Annotated in this window: 27 protein-coding genes; 16 read left to right on the forward strand and 11 right to left on the reverse strand. The window is 61.1% G+C overall.

Annotated elements, in window-relative coordinates:
- Positions 1 to 125: 125 nt before the first annotated feature.
- The 7 genes from C0058_RS02775 (at position 126) to C0058_RS02815 (ending at position 7918) form a co-directional block, all read left to right on the forward strand.
- Positions 126 to 1262: a branched-chain amino acid ABC transporter substrate-binding protein gene (locus C0058_RS02775; protein WP_003217449.1), complete on the forward strand. Its 1137-nt coding sequence runs from the start codon at positions 126 to 128 to the stop codon at positions 1260 to 1262.
- 253 nt (positions 1263 to 1515) lie between these two features.
- Entirely contained in the window at positions 1516 to 2430 is a 915-nt protein-coding gene (locus C0058_RS02780) for a branched-chain amino acid ABC transporter permease (protein WP_003217447.1), read from the forward strand.
- A gap of 2 nt (positions 2431 to 2432) precedes the next feature.
- The gene (gene livM / locus C0058_RS02785) at positions 2433 to 3710 is read left to right on the forward strand and encodes a high-affinity branched-chain amino acid ABC transporter permease LivM (protein WP_003217445.1); all 1278 of its coding nucleotides are present in this window, start codon (positions 2433 to 2435) and stop codon (positions 3708 to 3710) included.
- Positions 3707 to 4582 (forward strand): ABC transporter ATP-binding protein, encoded by an 876-nt coding sequence (locus tag C0058_RS02790; protein WP_003217442.1) that lies wholly within the window; start codon positions 3707 to 3709, stop codon positions 4580 to 4582. Before livM ends, C0058_RS02790 begins: the two co-directional genes overlap by 4 nt.
- Positions 4579 to 5295 (forward strand): ABC transporter ATP-binding protein, encoded by a 717-nt coding sequence (locus C0058_RS02795; protein WP_003217439.1) that lies wholly within the window; start codon positions 4579 to 4581, stop codon positions 5293 to 5295. Before C0058_RS02790 ends, C0058_RS02795 begins: the two co-directional genes overlap by 4 nt.
- A 790-nt stretch (positions 5296 to 6085) precedes the next feature.
- A complete protein-coding gene (locus C0058_RS02810) occupies positions 6086 to 6853 on the forward strand; it encodes an SDR family oxidoreductase (protein WP_003217437.1) in 768 nt (255 codons plus the stop codon).
- A gap of 159 nt (positions 6854 to 7012) precedes the next feature.
- Positions 7013 to 7918 (forward strand): cation diffusion facilitator family transporter, encoded by a 906-nt coding sequence (locus C0058_RS02815; protein ID WP_102367988.1) that lies wholly within the window; start codon positions 7013 to 7015, stop codon positions 7916 to 7918.
- On the opposite strand, the gene C0058_RS02820 is transcribed toward C0058_RS02815, so the two are convergent.
- The 5 genes from C0058_RS02820 to ureE all read right to left on the reverse strand — a co-directional run bounded on the left by C0058_RS02820 (position 7890) and on the right by ureE (position 11609).
- On the reverse strand, positions 7890 to 9020 hold the full coding sequence (locus C0058_RS02820) for an AGE family epimerase/isomerase (protein ID WP_102367989.1): 1131 nt from the start codon (positions 9018 to 9020) through the stop codon (positions 7890 to 7892). The genes C0058_RS02815 and C0058_RS02820 overlap by 29 nt on opposite strands.
- Before the next feature lie 182 nt (positions 9021 to 9202).
- Entirely contained in the window at positions 9203 to 9775 is a 573-nt protein-coding gene (locus C0058_RS02825; protein ID WP_087692463.1) for a HupE/UreJ family protein, read from the reverse strand.
- A gap of 24 nt (positions 9776 to 9799) precedes the next feature.
- A complete protein-coding gene (gene ureG, locus C0058_RS02830; protein WP_102367990.1) occupies positions 9800 to 10414 on the reverse strand; it encodes an urease accessory protein UreG in 615 nt (204 codons plus the stop codon).
- A gap of 23 nt (positions 10415 to 10437) precedes the next feature.
- Positions 10438 to 11112: an urease accessory protein UreF gene (locus C0058_RS02835; protein WP_003217429.1), complete on the reverse strand. Its 675-nt coding sequence runs from the start codon at positions 11110 to 11112 to the stop codon at positions 10438 to 10440.
- Entirely contained in the window at positions 11109 to 11609 is a 501-nt protein-coding gene (gene ureE / locus C0058_RS02840) for an urease accessory protein UreE (RefSeq protein WP_008439076.1), read from the reverse strand. Before ureE ends, C0058_RS02835 begins: the two co-directional genes overlap by 4 nt.
- Positions 11610 to 11946: 337 nt before the next feature.
- Between ureE and C0058_RS02845 the strand changes: the two genes are divergently transcribed.
- Positions 11947 to 12435 carry a C40 family peptidase gene (locus C0058_RS02845; protein ID WP_003217425.1) on the forward strand — a complete coding sequence of 163 codons (489 nt, stop codon included), beginning with the start codon at positions 11947 to 11949 and terminating at the stop codon, positions 12433 to 12435.
- A gap of 1 nt (position 12436) precedes the next feature.
- On the opposite strand, the gene C0058_RS02850 is transcribed toward C0058_RS02845, so the two are convergent.
- Positions 12437 to 13069 carry a TetR family transcriptional regulator gene (locus C0058_RS02850; protein ID WP_017478372.1) on the reverse strand — a complete coding sequence of 211 codons (633 nt, stop codon included), beginning with the start codon at positions 13067 to 13069 and terminating at the stop codon, positions 12437 to 12439.
- 151 nt (positions 13070 to 13220) lie between these two features.
- The gene (locus C0058_RS02855; protein WP_003217421.1) at positions 13221 to 13670 is read right to left on the reverse strand and encodes a hypothetical protein; all 450 of its coding nucleotides are present in this window, start codon (positions 13668 to 13670) and stop codon (positions 13221 to 13223) included.
- 368 nt (positions 13671 to 14038) lie between these two features.
- Here C0058_RS02855 and C0058_RS02860 point away from each other — a divergent pair, with 368 nt between their 5' ends.
- On the forward strand, positions 14039 to 16108 hold the full coding sequence (locus C0058_RS02860) for an AsmA family protein (protein WP_102367991.1): 2070 nt from the start codon (positions 14039 to 14041) through the stop codon (positions 16106 to 16108).
- 137 nt (positions 16109 to 16245) lie between these two features.
- Here the strand turns inward: C0058_RS02860 and C0058_RS02865 are convergent, their stop codons facing one another.
- Both C0058_RS02865 and C0058_RS02870 read right to left on the reverse strand, forming a co-directional pair.
- A complete protein-coding gene (locus C0058_RS02865) occupies positions 16246 to 16776 on the reverse strand; it encodes a bacterioferritin (protein ID WP_003217418.1) in 531 nt (176 codons plus the stop codon).
- Between the two features lie 98 nt (positions 16777 to 16874).
- On the reverse strand, positions 16875 to 17786 hold the full coding sequence (locus C0058_RS02870) for a LysR substrate-binding domain-containing protein (protein WP_102367992.1): 912 nt from the start codon (positions 17784 to 17786) through the stop codon (positions 16875 to 16877).
- 124 nt (positions 17787 to 17910) lie between these two features.
- Here C0058_RS02870 and C0058_RS02875 point away from each other — a divergent pair, with 124 nt between their 5' ends.
- Both C0058_RS02875 and C0058_RS02880 read left to right on the forward strand, forming a co-directional pair.
- Complete coding sequence (locus C0058_RS02875) at positions 17911 to 18552, forward strand: FMN-dependent NADH-azoreductase (protein WP_102367993.1); 642 nt, start codon at positions 17911 to 17913, stop codon at positions 18550 to 18552.
- A 1-nt stretch (position 18553) separates the two neighbouring features.
- Positions 18554 to 18859, forward strand: coding sequence for a multidrug efflux SMR transporter (locus C0058_RS02880; protein WP_102367994.1), 306 nt, complete (start codon positions 18554 to 18556; stop codon positions 18857 to 18859).
- Here the strand turns inward: C0058_RS02880 and C0058_RS02885 are convergent.
- Complete coding sequence (locus C0058_RS02885) at positions 18852 to 19748, reverse strand: DMT family transporter (protein ID WP_102367995.1); 897 nt, start codon at positions 19746 to 19748, stop codon at positions 18852 to 18854. The genes C0058_RS02880 and C0058_RS02885 overlap by 8 nt on opposite strands.
- 97 nt (positions 19749 to 19845) lie before the next feature.
- On the opposite strand from C0058_RS02885, the gene C0058_RS02890 reads away from it, so the two are divergent.
- The 3 genes from C0058_RS02890 (at position 19846) to C0058_RS02900 (ending at position 22218) form a co-directional block, all read left to right on the forward strand.
- The gene (locus tag C0058_RS02890; protein ID WP_102370215.1) at positions 19846 to 20640 is read left to right on the forward strand and encodes a helix-turn-helix transcriptional regulator; all 795 of its coding nucleotides are present in this window, start codon (positions 19846 to 19848) and stop codon (positions 20638 to 20640) included.
- A gap of 63 nt (positions 20641 to 20703) precedes the next feature.
- Positions 20704 to 21018, forward strand: a complete 315-nt coding sequence (locus tag C0058_RS02895; protein ID WP_003217404.1) for a PsiF family protein — start codon at positions 20704 to 20706, stop codon at positions 21016 to 21018.
- A 186-nt stretch (positions 21019 to 21204) separates the two neighbouring features.
- Positions 21205 to 22218 carry an AI-2E family transporter gene (locus C0058_RS02900; protein ID WP_003217402.1) on the forward strand — a complete coding sequence of 338 codons (1014 nt, stop codon included), beginning with the start codon at positions 21205 to 21207 and terminating at the stop codon, positions 22216 to 22218.
- A 134-nt stretch (positions 22219 to 22352) separates the two neighbouring features.
- Here C0058_RS02900 and C0058_RS02905 read toward each other — a convergent pair whose 3' ends face one another.
- Positions 22353 to 23621 carry an Hsp70 family protein gene (locus C0058_RS02905; protein ID WP_003217400.1) on the reverse strand — a complete coding sequence of 423 codons (1269 nt, stop codon included), beginning with the start codon at positions 23619 to 23621 and terminating at the stop codon, positions 22353 to 22355.
- Between the two features lie 288 nt (positions 23622 to 23909).
- Between C0058_RS02905 and C0058_RS02910 the strand changes: the two genes are divergently transcribed.
- Together C0058_RS02910 and C0058_RS02915 are read left to right on the forward strand one after the other, a co-directional pair.
- The gene (locus C0058_RS02910; protein ID WP_008439071.1) at positions 23910 to 24857 is read left to right on the forward strand and encodes a DnaJ C-terminal domain-containing protein; all 948 of its coding nucleotides are present in this window, start codon (positions 23910 to 23912) and stop codon (positions 24855 to 24857) included.
- A 2-nt stretch (positions 24858 to 24859) separates the two neighbouring features.
- Positions 24860 to 25168, forward strand: a complete 309-nt coding sequence (locus C0058_RS02915; RefSeq protein WP_003217397.1) for a chaperone modulator CbpM — start codon at positions 24860 to 24862, stop codon at positions 25166 to 25168.

Genomic DNA, 25168 nt, shown 5'->3' on the forward strand with positions numbered 1-25168 from the left:
ACAATGACACCGTGTCTTTTTGAATAATAAAAACGTAATGGCACGACGCTTGCTCTGGGCTTTCTCCGAAAGTTTTTGAAGTGAAGCTGCAGTGCCAATTCAACAAAAACCTCGGAGCACCACTCATGTCCCAGACGTTTTACAAGAAAGGTTTTCTAGCCCTCGCCGTTGCTGCGGCGCTGGGTGTTTCTGCGTTTGCTCAAGCTGATGTGAAGATTGGCGTAGCGGGGCCGATGACCGGCGCCAACGCGGCATTTGGTGAGCAGTACATGAAAGGTGCCCAGGCGGCAGCCGATGTCATCAACAAGGCCGGCGGCATCAACGGCGAGCAGATCAAGCTGGTGGCCGGCGATGACGCCTGCGAACCCAAGCAGGCCGTGGCCGTGGCCAACCGCCTGGTTGACCAGGACAAAGTGATTGGCGTGGTCGGGCACTTCTGCTCGTCGAACACTATCCCAGCCTCCGAGGTGTATGCCGATGCGGGCGTGATCATGATCACCCCGGGCTCCACCAACCCGCAGGTTACCGAGCGTGGCCTGTCGGCCGTGTTCCGCATGTGTGGTCGTGACGATCAGCAAGGCATCGTGGCCGGCGACTACATCGTCGACGTGCTCAAGGGCAAGAAAGTTGCCGTTATCAACGACAAGGACACCTACGGCAAAGGCCTGGCCGACGCCACTGCGGCGCAGTTGACCAAGCGCGGTGTGAAGCCGGTGCTGGAAGAAGGCCTGACCCGTGGCGAGAAAGATTTCAGCGCCTTGGTCACCAAGATCCGCTCCACCGGTGCTGACGTCGTGTACTTCGGCGGCCTGCACCCGGAAGCCGGCCCACTGGTTCGGCAGATTCGTGAAGCCGGCCTGAAAGACGTCAAGTTCATGTCCGATGACGGCGTGGTGACTGACGAACTGGTAGCCACCGCCGGTGGTGCACAGTATGTGGATGGCGTGTACATGACCTTCGGCGCCGACCCACGCCTGCTGCCAGACAGCAAGACCGTGGTGGAAGAGTTCCGCAAAAATGGCACCGAGCCTGAAGGCTACACCCTGTACGCCTACGCCTCGATCCAGGCCCTGGCCGCCGGTTTCAATGGCGCCAAGTCCGACAAGGGCGAAGACGCAGCCAAATGGCTGAAATCCCACCCGGTCAAAACCGTCATGGGCGAGAAGAACTGGGACGCCAAGGGCGACCTGAAAATCTCCGACTATGTGGTTTACCAGTGGGACAAGGACGGCAAGTATCACCAGCTGGAAAAGCAGAAGTAATAGTTAGCGCGATGGGTTAGACGCCACTTGACCCTGTGGGAACCGGGCTTTTGTGGGGGCTGGCTTGCCTGCGATAGCGTCACCTCGGGTTGACTGACATTCCGAGGTGTCGCTATCGCGGGCAAGCCCGGCGCCCACACACGCCAGCTCCTACACGGGGACTTGGTTGCCAGCCCCTTTTGTGTCTGTCTTTTCCTCCTAGAAGATCCGCACACCCACAGGTGTGCAGGCTCTCACTGCGTGAGATTGCGTTATGGATGGTATTTTCCTGCAGCAACTGGTCAATGGGCTGACCCTCGGGTCGGTCTATGGCTTGATCGCCATCGGCTACACAATGGTCTATGGCATCATTGGCATGATCAACTTCGCCCATGGCGAGGTTTATATGATTTCCGCTTACCTCGCGGCGATCAGTCTGGCACTGCTGGCTTACTTCGGCATCGAATCCTTCCCGCTGCTCATCCTTGGCACCCTGATCTTCACCGTCGTCGTCACCGGCGTCTACGGCTGGGTCATCGAGCGTGTCGCCTACAAACCGCTGCGCAACTCCACCCGACTGGCACCGCTGATCAGCGCCATCGGTATTTCGCTGATCCTGCAGAACTACGCGCAGATCGCCCAGGGCGCCAAGCAACAAGGCATCCCGACGCTGCTGGCCGGCGCCTGGAGAGTCGATATCGGCACCGGCTTCGTGCAATTGACCTACACCAAGGTGTTCATCCTGGTGGCCGCGTTCGTCGGCATGGGCCTGCTGACCTACATCATCAAGTACACCAAGCTCGGCCGCATGTGCCGCGCTACCCAGCAAGACCGCAAGATGGCGTCGATCCTCGGTATCAACACCGACCGGGTCATCTCCTACGTATTCGTGATTGGTGCCGCCATGGCCGCGCTGGCCGGTGTGCTGATCACCCTGAACTACGGCACGTTCGACTTCTATGCCGGCTTCATCATCGGCATCAAGGCATTTACCGCAGCGGTACTCGGCGGCATCGGCTCCCTGCCTGGGGCCATGCTGGGCGGGATCATCCTGGGTATTTCCGAGTCGCTGTTCTCGGGGTTGATCAACTCTGACTACAAAGACGTGTTCAGTTTCTCCCTGCTGGTGGTGATCCTGATTTTCCGTCCCCAGGGCCTGCTCGGTCGCCCACTCGTGGCGAAGGTATAACTATGTCTGCTGCCTACTCTATCGATATCAAGAAAAGTGTCGTCGATGCGGTACTCGCCGGGCTGATTTCGCTGATCGTGTTCGGTCCGATCGTCGGCGTGGTCCTCGACGGCTACAGCTTCAACCTGCAACCGGCGCGTGTCGGCATCCTGGTGGCCATCGTGATGGTCGGCCGGTTCGCCATGAGCCTGTTCCTGCAAACCCCAAGGGGCCTGCGGATTCTGCAAGGGTTTGAAAGCACCGGCTCCGGTGTGCATGTGCTCAAGCCGGACTACAAGTCGCGCCTGCGCTGGATCATCCCGGCGTTGATCGTGATTGCCATCGTGTTCCCGTTCTTCGCCAACAAATACCTGCTGACCGTGGTGATCCTCGGGTTGATCTACGTGTTGCTGGGCCTTGGCCTGAACATCGTGGTCGGCCTGGCCGGGCTGCTCGACCTGGGTTACGTGGCGTTCTACGCCATCGGCGCCTATGGCCTGGCGCTGGGTTACCAGTACCTCGGCCTGGGCTTCTGGTCGGTGCTGCCGCTGGCGGCGATTTGTGCGGCGCTGGCGGGGTGCATACTCGGGTTTCCGGTGCTGCGAATGCACGGCGATTACCTGGCGATCGTGACCCTGGGCTTCGGTGAAATCATCCGCCTGGTGCTGAATAACTGGCTGTCGTTTACCGGTGGCCCGAACGGCATGCCGGTGCCGTCGCCAACGTTTTTCGGCCTGGAGTTCGTGCGCAAGGCGAAGGATGGCGGGGTGCCGTTCCACGAGTTCTTCGGCATCGACTACAACCCCAACATCAAATTCCTGTTCATCTACATCGTGCTGTTCCTGGTAGTGCTGCTGGTGCTGTACATCAAGCACCGCCTGACCCGCATGCCGGTGGGCCGCGCGTGGGAAGCCTTGCGCGAAGACGAAATCGCCTGCCGTTCCATGGGCCTCAACCACGTGCTGGTGAAGCTCTCGGCGTTCACCATCGGCGCGTCCACTGCCGGTCTGGCCGGGGTGTTTTTCGCCAGCTACCAGGGCTTCGTCAACCCGTCGTCGTTCACCTTCTTCGAGTCGGCGCTGATCCTCGCCATCGTGGTATTGGGCGGCATGGGCTCGACCGTCGGCGTGGTGATTGCCGCGTTCGTGCTGACGGTGGCGCCGGAGCTGCTGCGCAGCTTCTCCGAGTACCGCGTGCTGCTCTTCGGCGTGTTGATGGTGGTGATGATGATCTGGCGACCACGAGGCCTGATTCGTATCAGCCGTACCGGTGTTGTCCCGCGTAAAGGAGTGGCGCCATGAGCAAGGAAGTCGTTCTTTCCGTGGAACACCTGATGATGCACTTTGGTGGCATCAAGGCCTTGAGCGACGTAAGTCTCAAGGTCAAGCGCAACTCGATCTTCGCCCTGATCGGTCCCAACGGTGCCGGCAAGACCACCGTGTTCAACTGCCTGACCGGTTTCTACAAAGCCTCCGGCGGCAAGATCGAACTCAATGTGCGCGGCAAGCAGACCAACGTGATCCAACTGCTGGGCGAGCGCTTCAAGGCCACCGACTTTGTCTCGCCGAAAAGCTTCGTCAGCCGGGTGTTCTACAAGATGTTCGGCGGCACTCACCTGGTGAACCGGGCGGGTTTGGCGCGTACCTTCCAGAACATTCGCCTGTTCAAGGAAATGTCGGTGGTGGAGAACCTGCTGGTGGCCCAGCACATGTGGGTCAACCGCAACATGCTCGCGGGCATCCTCAATACCAAGGGCTACCGCAAGGCTGAAAGCGACGCCCTCGACCATGCGTTCTACTGGCTGGAAGTGGTGGACCTGGTGGACTGCGCCAACCGCCTGGCCGGCGAGCTGTCCTACGGCCAGCAGCGCCGCCTGGAAATCGCCCGTGCCATGTGCACCCGGCCGCAGATTATTTGCCTCGACGAACCGGCCGCCGGCCTCAACCCCCAGGAAACCGAAGCCCTCAGCGCGATGATTCGCCTGCTGCGGGACGAGCACGACCTGACGGTGGTGCTGATCGAACACGACATGGGCATGGTGATGAGTATTTCCGACCACATCGTGGTGCTGGACCACGGCAACGTGATTGCCGAGGGCGGGCCGGAAGCGATCCGCAATGATCCGAAGGTGATCGCGGCTTATCTGGGCGCTGACGAAGAGGAACTGGTATGAGTGAGCCAATCCTCGAACTGAAAGACCTGGACGTGTTCTACGGCCCGATCCAGGCCCTGAAGAAAGTTTCGCTGCACATCAACGAAGGCGAAACCGTGAGCCTGATCGGCTCCAACGGTGCGGGTAAATCCACGCTGCTGATGTCGATCTTTGGCCAGCCACGGGCCGAGTCCGGGCAGATCATCTACCGCGGCGTCGACATTACCCACAAGTCGTCCCACTACATCGCCTCCAATGGCATTGCGCAGTCGCCGGAAGGGCGGCGGGTGTTCCCCGACATGACCGTCGAGGAAAACCTGCTGATGGGCACCATCCCGATTGGCGACAAGTTCGCCACCGAAGACATGCAGCGCATGTTCGAGCTGTTCCCGCGGCTCAAGGAGCGGCGCAACCAGCGGGCGATGACCATGTCCGGTGGTGAACAGCAGATGCTTGCCATCGCCCGCGCACTGATGAGCCGGCCCAAGCTGTTGCTGCTGGACGAGCCGAGCCTGGGGCTGGCGCCGATCGTGGTGAAGCAGATCTTTTCCACGCTGCGGGAGCTGGCGTCTACCGGCATGACCATCTTCCTGGTGGAGCAGAACGCCAACCATGCGTTGCGCTTGTCGGACCGGGCGTACGTGATGGTCAACGGCGAGATTCGCCTTACCGGCACCGGCAAGGAGCTGCTGGTGAATGAGGAGGTGCGTAACGCCTACCTCGGCGGGCACTGATGTAACTCTGATCGTTCCCACGCTCCGCGTGGGAACGCCTCTTGTGACGCTCTGGGTCACGCTTTGGGACGCGGAGCGTCCCGGCCTGCATTCCCACGCAGAGCGTGGGAACGATCATCCACAGTGCTTTCCTGAAATTGTGGACAACAAATCCAGGCACCTGCCAAAGCGCGACATATAGCCGCCGCAAATCCCTGTTTTGTCACAGTTTTGACTTGTCCCCAAGCACTGTGGAACCGGCTGTGGGTAACGTGGGAGTAGCTGGCTGGAGGCCTTTGTTTTCGCGGCTTGCAGCGTGGTGGTTGTTTATTGATCAGTGAGTTTTTCGTGACCACCCGAGGGTTTTGTCAACCTGTTTAAAGACACAGGTATATGACCGGAATATGTCACTCCGGCCTGTGGATAAGTCTGTGACTAAACTCTGGAAAGAGTGCCGCAGAGGCCGGAATGACTGGCCTGGAGCCATCGTCCTGGTTGCACCGTTTTGAACCGGGCTACATACGGGCTGCGCAAGGTCAAGCAAAAAACTTTTTGAATCGCGCTGAAAGCCTTGTGTAGCGCGGCTTTCAGCTTTTGTACTTGCCCCCAAAGACTGTGGACGGGGCTGTGGATAAGGTGCGCGCACATGGCTGCACGCCACGGCCTGTATGGCTTTCGGGCGATTGGTTGAATTTCGTACAGCATGAGCGGCATTCACCTGTGTCCACAGCGTGTATCAGTTGCCGCCAGCCCGGCAGCCGGGCATTCTGCTGGCTGATTTTTTACCTCGTAGCCCCGCAAGGAGAACACCATGTCCAATACGCTGTTTATTACTGGCGCGACCTCCGGTTTTGGCGAAGCCTGTGCCCGCCGTTTTGCCGAAGCCGGCTGGAAACTGGTGCTCACCGGCCGCCGCGCAGAGCGCTTGAACGCCCTGTGCGCCGAGCTTTCCAAGCAGACCGAAGTGCTCGGCCTGGTGGTGGACGTGCGTGACCGCAAGGCCATGGAAGAGGCGATCGCGAACCTGCCGCCGTCCTTTGCCACGCTGCGCGGGCTGATCAACAACGCCGGCCTGGCGGTGGGCACCGACCCTGCGCCGAAGTGCAGCCTCGACGATTGGGAAACCATGGTCGACACCAACATCAAGGGCCTGCTGACCACCACCAGCCTGCTGTTGCCGCGCTTGATCGCCCACGGCCGTGGCGCCGGCATCATCAACCTCGGTTCCATTGCCGGCAGCTACCCGTACCCGGGCAGCCACGTGTATGGCGGCACCAAGGCCTTCGTCAAACAGTTCTCGCTGAACCTGCGTTGCGACCTGCAGGGCACCGGCGTGCGCGTGACAAACATTGAGCCGGGCCTGTGTGAGAGTGAGTTCTCGCTGGTGCGCTTTGCCGGTGACCAGGCGCGTTATGACGCGACTTATGCCGGTGCCGAGCCGATCCAGCCGCAGGACATTGCGGATACGATCTTCTGGGTGCTTAACACCCCGGCACACGTGAACATCAACCGCCTGGAGCTGATGCCAGTGAGCCAGACCTGGGCCGGGTTTGCGATTGAGCGTGGCGCCAAGGCCTAAGTTCGTCGAGCTGTTGTGGCGAGGGAGCAAGCTCCCTCGCCACAGGGTTTTTATCAGCCTGGAAAATGCGGCAAATCGGCCAAAACAGGACATAAGGTACACTCCACCCCTGAAAACCCCGCCGCGCTGTGCGGTTCAAAGTTTTTGACAGGAGGATATGTGAGTAACCGAGGTGAGCAGTCGCTGCTCAAACAATCGACCATCCTGATGTTCGCCGTGGCGATCGCCGGGATTGTCACGGGGGTGGTGTCGGGCGCCCAATCGATTTTATTCGACGGCTTTTTCTCGCTGATCGCCACCGCCATCAAGGTGCTGATGCTGATCACGGCCAAGCTGATCGCCAAGAAAAGCAACGAACGTTTCCAGTTCGGCTACTGGCACCTGGAGCCCATGGTGCTGCTGATCGAGGGCAGTTTCCTGCTGTTGATCGCCATCTACGCGTTTCTCAACGGCGTGTTCGGCATTATCAATGGCGGGCGCGATATCGAGTTGGGCCTGGTGATCATCTATGCGGCGGTGTTTACCGTCGTCGAGTTCGCCTATTTCTTCTACGTGCGTTACCGCAATCGCACGCTCAAGTCGTCGCTGATCCAGTTCGACAACATCAGTTGGTTGGTGGACGCGATGCTGTCGGTGGGGCTGCTGGTGAGCTTCCTGGCGGCGCTGTTGCTCAAGTCCCAGGGCTATGGGCAGTGGGCGGTGTATGTCGACCCGTTGATCCTGATCCTGCTGGCGTTGAGCATGCTGGCGCCGGCCTTCAAGATCCTGCGCCCGGCGCTACGCGACGTGTTGGGAATTGTGCCGGACCAACTGGACGGCAAAGTGCGCGAAGTGATGGAGGCGGCCCAGGCCAGGCATGGTTTCGATGATTACGTGTCCTACGTGCAGAAGCACGGGCGGGCGCGGTTTATCGAGATTCATGTGGTGCTGCCGGCGGATTACCCGGTGGATAACGTCGCCACCCTGGACGGGCTGCGCGAAGAAATATCCACAGGGTTGGGCAAGCCCGACGCGGCCCGCTGGCTGACGATCAGTTTTACCGGGGACCGCAAATGGATTGCGTAAGGCCCAGATAGCACGTCGCCAAGTGGTAAGGCGTGGTCGACGGCATGTCCCGCCGGCTCACGTGCCCCTTGGCATCCAGGCACTCATTCCAGCCTTTGTCGTGCAGGAAGCGTTGTTGCAGCGCCAGCAATTGGCGTTGCAGCACGGCTTCACTGTCGGGCCGCAAGGTCAGCGCCCGCAGGTATTCGGCCTGGGCCCAGATGCGCTGGGTGCCGTCGCGCACGCTGCCGTCCAGGGCGAGCATGCCGCTGACCGCACCGGTCAGGTTATCCACACCCTTTTGCTCTGCATAGGTGAACGCTTTGCTCAGTGATGTGTGCAACGGTGTGCCCCGCAGCAAATCCGAAGATTCCAGCAGGAAGAACCATTCGAACTGATGCCCCGGTTCAAACCAGTTATCCACAGCGCCCAGCGGTTTTTCCATCATCACCCCGTGTTGGCGGTCGATGAAGCGCTTCTGCATGGCGTTGGCCAGGTCCAGCAACGCGTCTTGGGTGACGGCGTCCTCCCGCACGGCCAACGTGGCGAGGAAACCTTCGGCAAGGTGCATCAGCGGGTTTTGCAGAGGGCCAGACTTGAGGGATGACCAGTTACGCTCCAGCACCGCTTCATACAGGCCGTCGCCGGTGGCGAAGCGTTCGGCGACCACTTCCAGGGCGGCATCGAGCACCGACTCCACCAGCGATTCACGCACCTTGGCCCAATAGTGGGCGCAGGCGAAGATGATGAAGGCGTGGGTGTAGAGGTCCTTGCGTTTATCCAGCGGCTTGCCGTGGGCGTCGATGCTGTAGAACCAGCCGCCGTGCTCGGCGTCGTGGAAGTGCCGTTGCAGGGAGCGGAACAACGCGGCGGCGCGCTCCTCGGCAAAGGCTGCGCCGGGTTCACCGATCAGGCTGGCAAACAGGTACAACTGCCGTGCGCAGGCCATGGCGCGATAGCGTTGCGGGGGCAAAGGCCGATGATCGGCGTCCAGGGCCTCATAGGGCAGCGCCAGGTCGGCATTCCAGCCCGGGCCTTGCCAGAGCGGCACGATCAGGTCGTGGAAGTGCGTCAACACGGCGGTCAATTGAGGCTTGAGGGCGGAGCTTGGAGCGATGGGCATCGGCTGGCGTCGTCACGGCAGGGGTGTTTGCGCGACATGGTATCAGGCTTGGGATCGGTGTTGTCTTTACTGCCGCCTTCGCGAGCAAGCCCGCTCCCACATTCGATCGAGTTCCATTGTTGGAATGCAGTCGACTGTGGGAGCGGGCTTGCTCGCGAAGAGGCCCTCAGGAGCACCGAAAATCAGGCAGCGAGCAACCAAACCCCGGTCGCCGCCGAAGCCGCACCCGCCACCCGCACCAACGGCGCAGCCGCCGCCGGCAGGAAACGCACCACGGCATAACCGGCAGCATGCAAAACCGCCGTCGCACCCACAAACCCTATGGCATACGCCCACGGGCTGGACATGTCCGGCAGCTCCAAACCATGGGCCACGCCATGGAACAGTGCAAACAGCGCCGTCGCCGCCACCGCCACGAACAACGGCGGCCGCACCGCCAGCGCTACCGCCAGGCCCAGCGCCAGCACCGACGCGGCAATCCCGCTTTCCAGCGCCGGCAGTTCCAGCCCTTCAAAGCCCAGCATCCCGCCGATCAGCATGGTGCCGACAAACGTGCACGGCAGCGCCCAGCGCGCCGAGCCTTTTTGTTGAGCGGCCCACAGGCCCACGGCGACCATTGCCAGCAAGTGGTCGATGCCGCCCAGCGGGTGGCTGATACCGGCCACCAGGCCGTTGTCGCCATGGCCGGGGTGGGCGAAGGCGAGGGCGGGAGTGAGCAGCAAGGCTGCGGCAGCGAGAAGTGTATTGAGGCGCATGGACAGGCTCCTTGTGGGGGTTGATCAGGCTGCGGTCAGCAAGCCCTGGCGTTCGATGAAGGCGACGATTTCTTCCAGGCCGACGCCGGTTTTCTGATTGCTGAAGACGAAAGGTTTACCGCCGCGCATGCGCTGGGTATCGCTGTTCATCAGCTCCAGGGATGCGCCTACCAACGGCGCCAGGTCGATCTTGTTGATCACCAGCAGGTCGGATTTGCAGATTCCCGGCCCGCCTTTGCGCGGCAGCTTGTCGCCGGCCGACACATCGATCACGTAGATGGTCAGGTCCGACAGTTCCGGGCTGAAGGTGGCCGACAGGTTGTCGCCGCCGGATTCCACCAGGATCAGGTCCAGGCCGGGAAAGCGACGGTTCAACTGGTCTACTGCTTCGAGGTTGATGGAGGCGTCTTCGCGAATCGCGGTGTGGGGGCAGCCGCCGGTTTCCACACCGATGATGCGCTCGGGCGCCAGGGCCTGGTTGCGCACCAGGAAGTCGGCGTCTTCGCGGGTGTAGATATCGTTGGTGACCACCGCCAGGTTGTAGCGATCACGCAGGGCCAGGCACAGGGCCAGGGTCAGGGCGGTCTTGCCGGAGCCGACCGGGCCGCCGATGCCGACGCGCAGGGGTTGGGGGTTCATGTGATTCTCCAAGATAAAGTGCCCTAGGAACGGAACAGGCGGCTGTACTGGCGCTCATGGGCCATGCACGCCAGGGACAGGCCAAACGCGGCGCTGCCGTAGTGATTGGGGTCAAGCTGGCTGGCGTCCTGCTGGGCTTGTTGCAGCAGCGGCAGCAGTTCGCTGGTCAGGCGCTGGGCGGCTTGTTGGCCCAGAGGCAGCGTCTTCATCAGCACCGCCAATTGGTTTTCCAGCCAACTCCACAGCCAGGCGGCCAGGGCGTCATCCGGGCTGATCTGCCAGGCGCGGGCGGCCAGGGCCCAGCCCAGGGCCAGGTGCGGTTCGGAGCGCTGTGCCAGGAACTCTCGGGCGGCGTCATCCAGCTCCGGTAAACCGTTCAATAGCTGGTGCAGGGAATAGCCCATCTGCCGGCTTTCCTGATAAAGCTCGCGGGTTTCACGGCTGGCGCGGTGTTCCTCGCACAACTGCGCGAGGCGTGGCCAGTCCTGTTCGGCCGCGGCCTGGCAGTGGGCGAGCAGCAGTGGCGCTTCGAAGCGCGCCAGGTTGAGCAACAGTTGATCGCTGATCCAGCGCCCGGCACTTGCCGGGTCGGTCACGCGGGCTTGCTCCACGGCCATTTCCAGGCCCTGGGAATAGCTGTAGCCACCAATCGGCAGCTGCGGACTGGCCAGACGCAACAGCGCCCAGGCTGGGTTCATAGACGTACGCCGAACTGGTGCAGCTTGGGCGGGTAGTTGAAGTCTTCGTCGCCATGGCGGGAATGGTGGTGGCCGCCGCCATAGGCGCCGTGTTCCGGCTGGAAGGGGGCCTCGATGGTCTCGGTCGTCGCGCCCAACTGATCGAGCATGGCCTTGAGCACGTAGTCATCGAGCAGGCGCAGCCAACCGTCACCCACTTGCAGGGCCACGTGGCGGTTGCCCAGGTGATAGGCTGCGCGGGTCAGTTCAAAGGCATTGCCGCAGGTGACGTGCAGCAGTTGTTCAGGCCGGGCGCACACGCGTACGACACGTCCGTCTTCAGCCTGTAGGAATTCGCCATCGTGCAGCGGCGGTTGGCCGCGCTCCAGAAACAGGCCGACGTCTTCTCCGTCGGCACTGAAACAGCGCAGGCGGCTTTTACTGCGGGCTTCGAAATTCAGCAGCAACTCTGCGGCCCAGACGGGTTGGGGGGCGATTCGGCGGTGGATCACCAGCATCAGAAAGCTTCCAGCTATGAGCGATAAGCAAGCTAGAGCAAGGGTCTTGCCAACCACGCGGGGAGTAGGAATTCCCTGTAGGCAGGCGACTTGTGCCACCTGATGGCGCAGGAAATTATTCCAAAATGTTTCATTTTGGTGCGTGGTTGGATTTATAGCACCGGATCCGGGCGCTCGGCGTTGAATTCCATTGCTTGGTGCATGAAATTTCTTTCATCTTTTATGAGTTTTGATTGCTTGGGACTTTTCCTACGCACTTGCAGGATTTGCCATGCGTTGCGTTACGCGCTGTTTCATTAGGATTCCGCTCCGTATTTAATCTTCAGCGGTTTCCACCATGTACAAGTCATTTTTCTGTTTACTCATTGTCAGTTTGTCGCTCGCCATTTCATCTGCTTCGGCCAATCTTCAGCGTGCCCCGGCATTCGCGCCGCCACCTACTATCGACAACGTGATCGACCGCGCCCACGAGCTGTTGGGCACGCCCTATAAATTGGGCGGCGCTTCGGTGAAGCAGGGCTTCGATTGCAGCAGCTTCCTGGTGTACCTGTTCAAGACCGAAGCCAACATTCATCTGCCTCGCACCACCTCGGCGATGCACCGCTCAACCGCGGCCACGGTCAAGCGCAATGCGTTGCAACCGGGTGATGCGGTGTTTTTCAGGGGCAATGGGCGCGGCCAGGTCAGCCACGTTGGTCTCTATATAGGAGAGGGCAAGTTCATCCACTCGCCACGCACGGGTAAAAGCGTGCGCATCGACTCACTGGCCAACAGCTATTGGAACCGGAACTACACCACCGCCAAGCGTTTTCACACCGTGCGCTGAGTTATTCGGTGCTGCCCAGGCCTTGCCAATGCTTGAGGCCGATAAAGATGAAGCGCAGCTGCTGGGTGATCTTGGCTTGTGGCGTGAGGTGCGCAGGCAGCGCTTCGGCGGGCGGGTCGATAATGTCGGGCAGGGTGGCGAACACGCTCTTGACGATCAGGTCGGCCATCACGTGCAGGCCGTCGGCATCCAGGTGCTGGAGCTTGGGCATCAGGGTCAGGTCGGCGGCGAGGTCGCTGGTGATGTCCTCACGCAGGGCACCAATGGCTTGGCGAACGGCGAGGCTGCCACCGTATTGCTCGCGGGCCAGGAACAGGAATTGCGAACGGTTGGCGGCGACCACATCCAGGAAAATCCGTACCGAGGCATCAATGATGCCGCCCATCACGAATTCGTTGTGGCGCACCAGGCGAATCGTCGCGCGAAAGGTCTGGCCGACTTCGCTGACCAATACCAGGCCCAGCTGATCCATATCGGCAAAGTGACGGTAGAAACCGGTGGGCACGATGCCGGCGGTCTTGGCCACTTCACGCAGGCTGAGGCTGCCGAACCCACGGCCACACTCCATCAGATGGCGGGCTGCGTCCATCAGGGCGAGTCGGGTCTGTTGCTTCTGTTCGGCGCGGGGCAGCATTGGCAGGCGGGCTTTGTGGACAAGGACAGCGACGCACTCTAGCAAATCAGCTTTGCCAGCGTCGAACTTCAAAAGGGAGAAGGGCGTTGCGGTTCACACAAAGTCAAAGCCCGATCGGCTGATCGGGCTTTTTTCCAGGGCCAGCACGGGCTTAGCTCTGTGCTTGATGCAGTTCTGCCAGACGGTCAGCACCGCCTTCCACTACGCCGTCAGCATAAGCGCGTTTGTTGGCGCGGCTCGAACCATCTTCAACCAGGCCTTTCTGTTCCAGGCGATCACGGCCACCTTCGGCAACAGCGTTGCGTTCCATCAGGCGATCAGCGCCACCTTCAACCAGGCCTTTCTGTTCCAGACGGTCACGGCCACCTTCAGCAACGCCTTCGGTGTAAGCACGTTTGTTGGCTTGTTCCGAACCGTTTTCAGTGATGCTGCCGTTGTAGTCGGTGTTGTTCTTGTCCGAAGCGCCGCTGCGAGCCAGGGTTTGGCTGAAGTGGGAAGCGTCGGCTTTCACTTGTGGGGTTGCCTGTTCAGCAGCTGGCAGGGCAAATGCGCTGGTGGCCAGGAGGGAAAGTGCAAAGCTTGCGAGTATTTGGCGTTTCATGATGGGTTGCTCCTTGGGAGGGCGATAAATTGGGTACAGGGCTAATGCTACTCTTGATAAGTCGATATAAAAGTTCATAAACACAATGGTAATAATCAACAGAATTGATTGTTCCCTGCGAAGGCTCTATCTCGCAGGTCTCAAGCCCGCGCTTTTGCACCGAGGTGGGTATTTTCGACACGAACGTGGGTAACAACGGTGCGTCGTTGATGATTGAAACTGTCTGGTTGGTCAGGAAAGGCGGTTTTTATGAGGAATTCATCAATGGGGTTAAACCCCCGCGCCGTTTGTCAGTCGTAGCCATATAAGCTGTAGTCAAAACGCGCGCCGCAAAGCGCCCGCTCAGTCGTAACCTGGAGTCCTGTGCAATGACGCGCACTCGTAAAATTCTCGCCTGGAGCTGCGCCAGCTTCGTTTTGTTAATCGCCATTGTGGTGTTGGTCCTGGTGTTCTTTGACTGGAACCGGATCAAGCCGCCCCTCAACGCCAAGGTCTCCGAAGAGCTGCATCGACCGTTTGCCATCAATGGCAACCTGGCAGTGGTGTGGCAGCGCGAGCCCGATGAAGGTGGCTGGCGCGCCTGGATTCCGTGGCCCCATGTGATTGCCGAAGACCTGACCCTGGGCAATCCCGACTGGTCGAAAGCCCCGCAGATGGTCACCCTCAAGCGCGTGGAGTTGCGTATCTCGCCCCTGGCGTTGCTGGCCCAGCGCGTGGTGATCCCGCGTATCGACCTCACCGAACCGAGTGCGCAGTTGCAGCGCCTGGCCGATGGCCGCGCCAACTGGACCTTCAAGTTCGACCCCAAGGACCCGAATGCCGAACCGTCCAACTGGGTGGTGGACATCGGCGCCATCGGCTTCGACAAAGGCCATGTGACCCTCGACGACCAGACTCTCAAGACCCAGCTCGACGTCGTGATCGACCTGCTCGGCAAGCCGATCCCCTTCGGCGAGATCGTCGGCGATGCCGACGCCAGGAAAGCCCTGGAAAAAGGCTCGGCGCCGCAGGATTACGCGTTCGGCCTCAAGGTCAAGGGCCAATACCACGGCCAGAGACTCGATGGCACCGGCAAGATCGGTGGCCTGCTGGCCTTGCAGGACGCGGCCAAGCCGTTCCCGCTGCAAGCCCAGGCCAGGATCGGCGACACCAGCATCGCGCTGGCCGGCACCCTGACCGATCCGATGAACCTCGGCGCCCTCGACCTGCGCCTCAAACTCTCCGGCAGCAGCCTGGGCAACCTGTACCCGCTGACCGGCGTGACCTTGCCGGATTCGCCGGCCTATTCCACCGACGGCCACCTGATCGCCAAGCTGCATGAGGCCAGTGGCGCGTCGTTCCAGTATGAAAACTTCAACGGCAAGATCGGCAACAGCGACATCCACGGCAACCTCGGCTACGTCGCCAGCCAGCCGCGGCCCAAGCTCACCGGGGCGCTGGTCTCCAACCAGCTGTTGATGACCGACCTGGCGCCGCTGATCGGCGCCGACTCCAACGCCAAGCAAAAAGCCCGTGGCGGCGAAAGCAAGCAGCCGGCGACCAAGGTGCTGCCGGTGGAAGAGTTCCGCACCGAGCGCTGGCGCGACATGGATGCCGACGTCGAATTCACCGGCAAACGCATCGTCCACAGTGCCGAATTGCCGTTCACCGATCTCTACACTCACCTGGTGCTGAACGACGGGCAGTTGAGCCTGGAGCCCCTGCGTTTCGGCGTGGCCGGTGGCAAGCTCGACGCGCAGATTCGTCTCAACGGGCGCACCACGCCGATGGAAGGCCAGGCCAGACTCACCGCGCGCAACTTCAAGCTCAAGCAGCTGTTCCCGACCTTCGAGCCGATGAAAACCAGCTTCGGTGAGCTCAACGGCGACGCGGACATTTCCGGGCGCGGCAACTCCGTCGCGGCATTGCTTGGCACGTCGAATGGCGATCTGAAGATGTTGATCAACGACGGCGCCATCAGCCGCGGACTGATGGAAATCGCCGGGCTCAACGTTGGCAACTACGTGGTCGGCCGCCTGTTTGGCGACAAGGAAGTGAAGATCAACTGTGCGGCCGCAGACTTCGGCATCAAGTCGGGCCTGGCGACGACTCGCCTGTTTGTGTTCGATACCGAGAACGCGATCATCTACATCGATGGCACCGCGAACATGGCCAGCGAGCAGCTTGACCTGACCATTACCCCGGAGTCCAAAGGCTTCCGCCTGTTCTCCCTGCGCTCGCCGTTGTACGTCAACGGGCCGTTTATCAAACCGAATGCTGGCGTGAAGGCGGTGCCGCTGATGCTGCGTGGTGCGGGCATGGTTGCCTTGGGTGTGATTGCCGGCCCGGCGGCGGGTTTGCTGGCGCTGGTGGCACCGAGCGGCGATGAGCCGAACCAGTGTGCGCCGCTGCTGCAACAGATGAAGGAAGGCAAGGCACCTAAAACAGTGAAAGGCTAGCTGACAAAACCGTGAACCAAATGTGGGAGCGGGCTTGCTCGCGAAGGCGGTGGATCAGTCAAGAATGTTCCGACTGACCCACCGCCTTCGCGAGCAAGCCCGCTCCCACATGGGTTTTGCGGTGTTAGCTGTGTTAGTTACAGGTCCTTCAGAATATCCGCCATGTCGTCGGCGTGTTCTTCTTCCTGGGCCAGGATGTCTTCGAAGATCCGGCGAGTGGTCGGGTCTTTGTCACCGATGTACTGGATGATTTCGCGATAGCTGTCTACCGCGATGCGCTCGGCCACCAGGTCTTCGTAGACCATCTCCTTCAGCGTATTGCCGGCCACGTACTGCGCGTGGGAATTCTTCGACAGCAAGTCGGGGTTGAACTCCGGCTCGCCACCCAACTGCACGATACGCTCGGCCAACTTGTCGGCGTGTTCGGCTTCCTGGGTGGCGTGCTCGAGGAACTCCTCGGCGGCGACATGCGCCTTGACGCCATTGGCCATGAAGTAGTGGCGCTTGTAGCGCAGCACGCACACCAGCTCGGTGGCCAGCGATTCGTTGAGCAGACGCAGGATTTCCTGGCGGTCGGCGTCATAACCTTCGGTCACGGCACCGTTTTCGACGTTCTTGCGGGCGCGGTCACGTAAAGTGGCTACGTCAGACAAATGTGAGTCAGTCATCTCATTCTCCTGGTACTAATCCGGTTTTGCGCCACGCTCTGCCGGCGTGATCGCTCCAAGTTGTGAGTCCCAGGCAACGCAAAAAGTTTTATCGGATTTTACAGAGCGTGCCCCGACAGCCGCGCTTCCTCCTGCAACCACTCAAAAAACGCCCGGACCGGCGGGTGCCGTTCCCGTCCCGGTACGCACAGGGCGCTGTAGCCGGCGCCGTTGACGCGGACCTGTGGCCGGTAAGGCACCAGCAACCCGCTGGCGACGCTTTCCGAGACCAGGATATTGCTCGCCAGCACCAGGCCCTGGCCGGCGATGGCCGCTTGCAGGGCGTAGTGTTCTTCGTCGTATTCGCGCAGCGGCGAAGTGGATTGCAACCAGTCTTCCCCGGCCTTTTCGCACCAGGCCTGCCAGCCCAGGGCGTACAGCCTGGAGTTGTGCCAGCGCACGCTGATCAGGGTCGGGGTGCGCTCGCGCGCCAGGGCGACTTGTTCGGGGGAGCCATACACGGCGAAACATTCGTCGAACAGGCACAAACCGTAGAGGTTCGTGTAGTCGTCGATGCTGTAGCGGATCACCAGGTCGACGCTGGCATCCTGCTGTAAATCGACCACGGCGCAGTTGGTGTCCAGGCGCAGGCTGATATCCGGATGGGCGGCATAGAAGCGCCCGAGTCGCGGCACCAGCCACAGAGCGGCAAACGCCGGCGTAGTGGAGAGCGTGAGATTGCCGGCGCTGCGTTGCGGGCGCAGGGTGTCGACGCTTTGCGCGACGTCCAGCAAGGCGCCGTGCAGGCTGTGGAACAGGCGCTCGCCGCGTTCCGTCAGGCGCACCTGGCGCGGCAGGCGCTCGAACAGCGGTACGCCGAGCCAGGTTTCCAGGGAGCGAATCTGATGGGACACCGCCGTCGGCGTTACCGACAACTCCTGGGCGGCGGCCTTGAAGCTCAACAGGCGCGAGGCCGATTCAAAGGCGCGCAGGGCGGTCAGGGGCAGCGAAGCAAACATGTGTGGCTCCATGGATGAATTCAGTTCATCCAAAACAACTATTGCTCATTTGTGAGGGTGGCCGCTCGGCTCTAGATTTATGCGCAACAGGGGCAGCCATTCAGGTTGCCTGAGTCTAGCGTGTGAAGGCCTACAGATGAAAAAAATGCTTGCGATCCATTCCAGTCCCCGCGGCGAACGTTCCCACTCCCGGCGCCTTGCCGAGGTGTTCCTGGCCGCCTGGCACACCGCCAATCCCGACGCGCAGTTGACCCGCCGCGAAGTGGGCCGGGCGTCTATCCCCCACGTCAGCGAAGCGTTCATTGCCGCCAGCTTCCACCCGGAGCCGCAGGCGATGCCGTTGTCCATGCACGCCGATTTGCAACTGAGCAATGAGCTGGTAGCCGAGCTCGTCGAGCACGAACTGCTGGTGATTTCCGTACCGATGTACAACTTCGGGATTCCCAGCGGCCTCAAGGCCTGGATCGACCAGATCGTGCGCATGGGCCTCACCGTGGATATCACCCAGGACAGCCAGGGTATCGCCCAGTACCAGCCGTTATTGTTGGGCAAAAAGGCCTTGATCATCACCAGTCGCGGCGGCAGCGGCTTTGGCCCGGGCGGGGAAAACGAGGCGATGAACCACGCCGATCCGCACCTGCGGACCGCGTTGGGGTTCATCGGCATTGAAGACGTCACGGTGATCGCCGCAGAAGGCGAAGAGTCCGACCCGAGCGTTTTCCGCCGTTCCTGCGATGCAGTCGAGGGGCAACTGCGCGACCTGGCCGGGAGCTTCTGAAGTGTCGTGGCTTTTCCTCCTGATCGCCGCCGGCTTTGAGGTGACCTTCGCCATGGGCATGAAGTACGCCGACGGCTTCACCCGGCTGTGGCCGTCGCTGGTCACCGTCATCGCGGCCGTGGGCGGGATCTACTTCCTGACCCTGGCCATGCGTGAGTTGCCGGTGAGCGTGGCCTACCCGATCTGGACCGCCATTGGCTCACTGGGCACGGTGTTTCTCGGGTTCGCGTTGCTGGGGGAGAGCCTGACGCTGATCAAGCTGGTGTCGGTGGGCTTGATCGTCGCCGGAGTGGTGGGGCTCAAGTAGCTTCCTGCGCGCTGATATTGCTGCGAACCGGCGTCGTCCAGCGCTCCGACAGAATCACCCCGCCCAGGGTCAGCAAGCCGCCCACCAGGTGATACAGCGCCAGTTGCTCCTTCAACACCACTGCGGCAATCAACGCGGTGATCAGCGGCAGCAGGTTGAAAAACAGCGTGGTGCGGCTTGGGCCGAGAGTCTTCACCGAATGCATCCAGGCCAGCGGCGCGAGCATCGAGGCCAGCAGGCAGGCGTACAGCACCAGCGGGATATTCGACCAGCCAAGGCCGGCCTTGTCGGAGAGCAGGAACAGCGGAAACAACACCACCACCGCCACCAGCACCTGCAGGTACAGCAACACCAGTGGCGGCAAGCGCAGCTGCCATTTTTTCAGCAAGGTGCTGTAGACCGCGTAGGCGAGGGTGGCCACCAGCATCATCGCGTCACCCATATTCAGCCCGTGTTGCAGCAGGGCGCTGAGACTACCGGCGGAAACCACCACTACCACGCCGGCGAACGACAGCACGGCACCGGTCAGGGCGCCGAAGGTCAGGCGCTGGCCAAGGCTGATGATTGCGGCGGTAAGAGCCATCAGTGGCATCAGCGAGAGGATAATGCCCATGTTGGTGGCCGAGGTCAGGTTCGCGGCGTAATACGCCAGGCTCTGGTACACCGCCATGCCCAGCACGCCGAGGATGAAGATCTTGCCCAGGTTGGGACGAATCAGCGGCCAGTTGGCGATGACGGGTTTGAGCATGAACGGGGTAAACAGCAGGCCGGCCAGCAGCCAGCGGTAAAAACCGATCTCGGCAGGGAAAATCGTCCCCACCGCGAGTTTGTTGACCACGGTATTGCCGGCCCAGATAAAAATGGCCAGTAACGGATAAGCGTATTGCATCGAAAAGAACCAATTGCGTCTATGAGCGGTGATTATCCTTTGTCTGGATCGAAGCCTATACTTCGATCCAGCCATCCGACCTTTGTATCCAGACAACATGCTCAAGAAGTACATCAACCTTCCCGATTTTGACCAGTTGCCGGCACCGGTGTATTTCCGTTATTCGGAATTCGAGGCTGACACCCATGCCAGTGCGCACCAGCATGCCTGGGGTTCCCTGGACTACTCGGCCCGTGGCGTGATGCGCTTTGAAGTGGCTGGCAGTCGCTTTATGTCGCCGCCGCAATATGCGGTATGGATCCCACCCAACACCCAGCACAGTTCCTACAACGCCCAGGCGATCGTTTACCGCTCGGTGTACCTGGCGCCCGCCTTGTGCGAGCAATTGCCGGCGCAGCCGTGCACCCTGGCCATCAGCGATATCCTCAAGGCGATCCTCAGTGATTTCGCCGAGCGTGACGTCAACATTCCCCAGAACGAAGCCGACGTGCGCCTGGCCCAGGTGCTGGTAGACCAGCTCAGGCAGGCGCCGGTGCACGATTGTTTCCTGCCGTATGCCAGCCATCCCGGGTTGCTCAGTGTGCTGGAGGGCATGCAGGCCGACCCTGGCGATAACCGCGCGCTGGCCCAGTGGGCGCAGCAGGTGCATGTCAGTGAGCGCACCCTGGCGCGGCAATTTGTGCGTGAGCTGGGGATGAGCTTCGGCGAATGGCGCCAACGCCTGCGGTTCCTGGCGTCGATCGAAGCGCTGGACAGCGCGCGCAGCGTCCAGGAAGTCGCGTTTGACCTGGGATACAGTACGGCCTCGGCGTTTATCGCGATGTTCCAGCGCCAGGCCGGCTGCACGCCGGAGCAGTATCGCCGGACCCATATACGCGGCAGGAAGGTGTAACAGGGTTTGACTACACTGCTGGGGAGGCCGTGCCCCTCGGCACGGTAACAGGGAGAAAACTCCATGAAGATGCTGCGTATTCCGCTGTTGATGATGGGCCTGCTGCTGTGTTCCCAAGGCTTTGCCGCGACTGCCGCACAGACGGCTCAGCAACAAAAAATGACCACCTGCAACGCCGAAGCCAAGACCAGTGGCAAGACCGGTGATGATCGCAAGGCGTTCATGAGCAACTGCCTCAAGGCGGCCCCGGCGGCCAACGACGCCAAGACCCTGACCCCACAGCAACAGAAGATGAAAGATTGCAACGCCACCGCGAAAACCCAGGCGCTGACCGGCGATGCGCGTAAAACCTTTATGAGCACCTGCCTGAAGAAATAATGATGCAGAACTCTGTGGGCGCTGGCTTGCCTAAGATTGCGACCTGACAGTCGATGCCTTTGTTGGCTGACCCACCGCCATCGCAGGCAAGCCAGCTCCCACATTGGACCGCGTTTAGACTTCTCGCTTGATTCACCCAACGCTGGCAGACTGCCCATCCTTTAACGCCGTTCGTTTTGAGGCTGTATGCCAACGTTTTCTCAGCGTCACGTGTTGTTGTTGGTCAGTTGCGTGCTGATTTTTGGCGGGCTGCTGCTGGTTTTGCCATTGAAGTTGCTGCCGAGCCTGCTGGCCGGGCTGCTGGTGTATGAGCTGGTCAACATGCTCACCCCGCAGTTGCAGCGGCTGATCGAAGGCCGGCGTGCGCGCTGGTTGGCGGTAGCCTTGCTGGGAACCTTGATCGTCAGCATCCTGACCCTGATCTTTGCCGGGGCCATCAGCTTCCTGCTGCACGAAGCGGAAAACCCGGGGGCTTCCCTCGATAAGTTCATGGGCGTGGTCGACCGTGCCCGCGGCCAGTTGCCGCCGTTCCTCGACGCCTACCTGCCGGCCAGCGCCGCCGAGTTCCGCGTGGCCATCGGCGAATGGCTGAGCAAACACCTCAGCGAACTGCAACTGGTGGGCAAAGACGCCGCGCACATGTTCGTGACCTTGCTGATCGGCATGGTGCTGGGGGCGATCATCGCCCTGCAACGGGTGCCGGACCTGACCAAGCGCAAGCCCCTGGCGGCCGCGCTGTTTGATCGCCTGCACCTGCTGGTCCAGGCCTTTCGCAACATCGTTTTCGCGCAGATCAAGATCGCCGCGCTGAACACCGCGTTCACCGCGATCTTCCTCGCGGTGGTGCTGCCGTTGTGCGGGATCCACCTGCCGCTGACCAAGACCCTGATCGTGCTGACGTTCCTGCTGGGCCTGCTGCCGGTGATCGGCAACCTGATGTCCAACACCCTGATCACCATCGTGGCCTTGTCGCTGTCGATCTGGGTGGCGGTGGCGGCGTTGGGCTACCTGATCGTGATCCACAAGGTCGAGTACTTCCTCAACGCGCGGATTGTCGGTGGGCAGATCAGTGCCAAGTCGTGGGAATTGTTGTTGGCGATGCTGGTGTTCGAAGCCGCCTTCGGCCTGCCGGGGGTGGTGGCGGGGCCGATTTATTATGCGTACTTGAAGAGTGAGTTGAAGCTGGCGGGGATGGTTTAGGCATTGATGTTGCCTGGACTGGCCCCTTCGCGAGCAAGCCCGCTCCCACATTTGACCGAGTTCCAACTTTGGAATGCAGCCGAATGTGGGAGCGGGCTTGCTCGCGAAGGGCGCGCCACGGTTTCAGCTAAAACTCAGTAGCCGTAGCGCTTGCTGGCCTCAATCGCCAGACCACTGCCAATACTGCCAAAGATGTTCCCTTCCACATGCTGCGCATTCGGCAGCATCGCCGAGATGCTGTGGCGCAGCGCCGGAATCCCGCTGGAACCCCCGGTAAAGAACACCGTGTCCACCTGGGCCACGTCCACCGAGGCGTCGTTGAGCAGTTGCGTCACCGCATTGCGCACCCGCTCCAGCAAGCCATCGATGGCCGACTCGAACAGCGCCCGGCTCAATTCCACGCTCAACCCCGGCTCGACCCGGTCCAGCAGCACATGGCGGCTGTCCTGCCGGGTCAGCTGAATCTTGGTTTCTTCCACTTCCATCGCCAGCCAGTGCCCGGCGCGCTGTTCGATCAGGTTGAACAGGCGGTCGATGCCACCCGTGTCCTCGATGTCGTAGCGCATGCTGCCCAGCGCCAGCTTGGATTTCTGTGAATACACCGAGTTGATGGTGTGCCAGGTCGCCAGGTTCATGTGGTGGCTGGTGGGCATGTAGGCGCCGCTTTTCATGCGGCTGCCGTAGCCGAACAGCGGCATCATGCCGGCCAGCGAGAGCTGCTTGTCGAAGTCGGTACCGCCGATGTGCACACCGCCGGTGGCGAGGATGTCGTCGTGGCGGTTGTCGATCTGGCGGCGCTCGGGCGACAGGCGCACCAGGGAGAAGTCGGAGGTACCCCCGCCGATGTCGACGATCAGCACCAGCTCTTCTTTCTCGATGGTGGACTCGTAGTCGAAGGCCGCGGCAATCGGTTCGTACTGGAACGAGATGTCCTTGAAGCCGATCTTGCGGGCCACGTCCACCAGGGTGTTCTCGGCTTCCTGGTCGGCCATCGGGTCGTCGTCGACGAAAAATACCGGACGGCCCAGCACCACTTCGTCGAACTCACGCCCGGCGGTGGTCTCGGCGCGGCTCTTGAGTTGGCCGATAAACAGCGCCAGCAGGTCGGTGAACGGCATGGCCGTGCCCAATACACTGGTGTCGTGCTTGATCAGCTTGGAACCCAGCAGGCTCTTGAGCGAGCGCATCAGCCGGCCTTCGTAGTTTTCCAGGTACTCGTGCAGGGCCAGGCGACCGTACACCGGGCGGCGCTCTTCGAAGTTGAAGAACACCACCGACGGCAGCGTGATCTTGTCGTCCTCCAGCGCGATAAGCGTTTCCATGCCGGGACGAATCCAGCCGACGGTGGAGTTGGACGTGCCGAAGTCGATACCGCAGGCACGGGCTGGGGATGGGTTTTTCATGTCAATCGGGTTCCGGTTGAAAAACGGCCGCGCAGTGTATGCCACCCGCGTGCAGATGCGTAGGCCGACTATCCGCTAAATACAACGCACTTGTTACCTTGAAAGCCCGGCCTTTGCCCCCAAATCCTCCCCATACGGTTGGTGGCTGCAGGATTCTGCCCGCAGCGCCGATAAACTTCTGACGCACCCTTCGGTCACAAGATTGAGATCGGTCAATCCAGACGCCGCAAACAGGCGCATGCTGTGACGCTGGCAGTGCGATATCGATAATGGATGGTGATGCCCCCGATGGACTTCAAAGACTATTACAAGATTCTCGGTGTAGAACCCACCGCTGACGACAAGGCGATCAAGGCCGCCTATCGCAAGCTGGCGCGCAAATATCACCCGGACGTGAGCAAGGAAAAGGACGCTGAAGCCAAGTTCAAGGACGCGTCCGAAGCCTATGAAGCGCTGAAAAGTGCCGACAAGCGCGCCGAATACGACGATCTGCGCAAATACGGCCAGCATGGCCAGCCGTTCCAGGGCCCGCCAGGTTGGCAGAGCCGTGGTGGCTATGGCGGCGGTGGCCAGGACACCGGCGACTTCTCGGACTTCTTCAGCTCGATCTTCGGTTCGCGCGGCAATGGTTTTGGTGGTGCCCAGGGCCGCAGTGCCGGGCGTCGAGGGCAAGATGTGGAAATGGAACTGCCGGTCTTCCTCGAAGAGACCCTGTCCAACGAGTCCAAGCAGGTCAACTTCCAGGTGCCGCAATACAACGCGGCCGGCCAGCACGTCAGCAACACCACCAAGAGCCTGAACGTGAAGATCCCGGCCGGTGTGGCCGACGGCGAGCGCATCCGCCTCAAGGGCCAGGGCGCGCCGGGGATTGGCGGTGGTGCCAATGGTGATCTGTACTTGATCATCAAGTTCGCGCCACACCCTAAATTCGATGTGGAAGGTGAGAACCTGATCATCACCCTGCCACTGGCCCCGTGGGAGTTGGCGTTGGGCACGGAAGTGGCGGTGCCGACCCTCACCGGCAAGATCAACCTCAAGGTGCCGGCCGGCAGCCAGAACGGCCAGCGCATGCGCGCCAAGGGCCATGGCTTGTTGAACAAGGCCGGGCAGCGCGGTTACCTGTTTGTGCAACTCAAGGCGGTGATGCCGAAAAACACCGACGACGAGGTCAAGGCGTTGTGGCAGGAACTGGCACAAAAAGCCGCCTTCGATCCAAGAGAATCATGGAGTAGCTAACAATGAGCAGTCCCCGTTTGGTTCAAGTGAACATGGCAGAATTCTGTGAGGCCACCGACCTGTCGGTGGCCTACGTGATCGAAATCGTCGAGCACGGCATCGTTGAACCGGTGGGGACCAGTCCCGAGTCCTGGCGCTTCACCGATTACGAACTGGCCTTGGCCAAGCGCGCCTCGGCGCTGCAAAAGGACCTGGAGCTGGAATGGGAAGGCGTCGCCCTGGCGCTCGACCTGCTGGAGGAAGTCCAGCAACTGCGGGCCGAGAACCAGATGCTCAAGCAACGGCTGGGGCGGTTGGTGCAAACGCCCTGA

Source organism: Pseudomonas sp. NC02 (assembly GCF_002874965.1).
In the GTDB taxonomy this organism is placed as follows: Bacteria; Pseudomonadota; Gammaproteobacteria; order Pseudomonadales; family Pseudomonadaceae; genus Aquipseudomonas.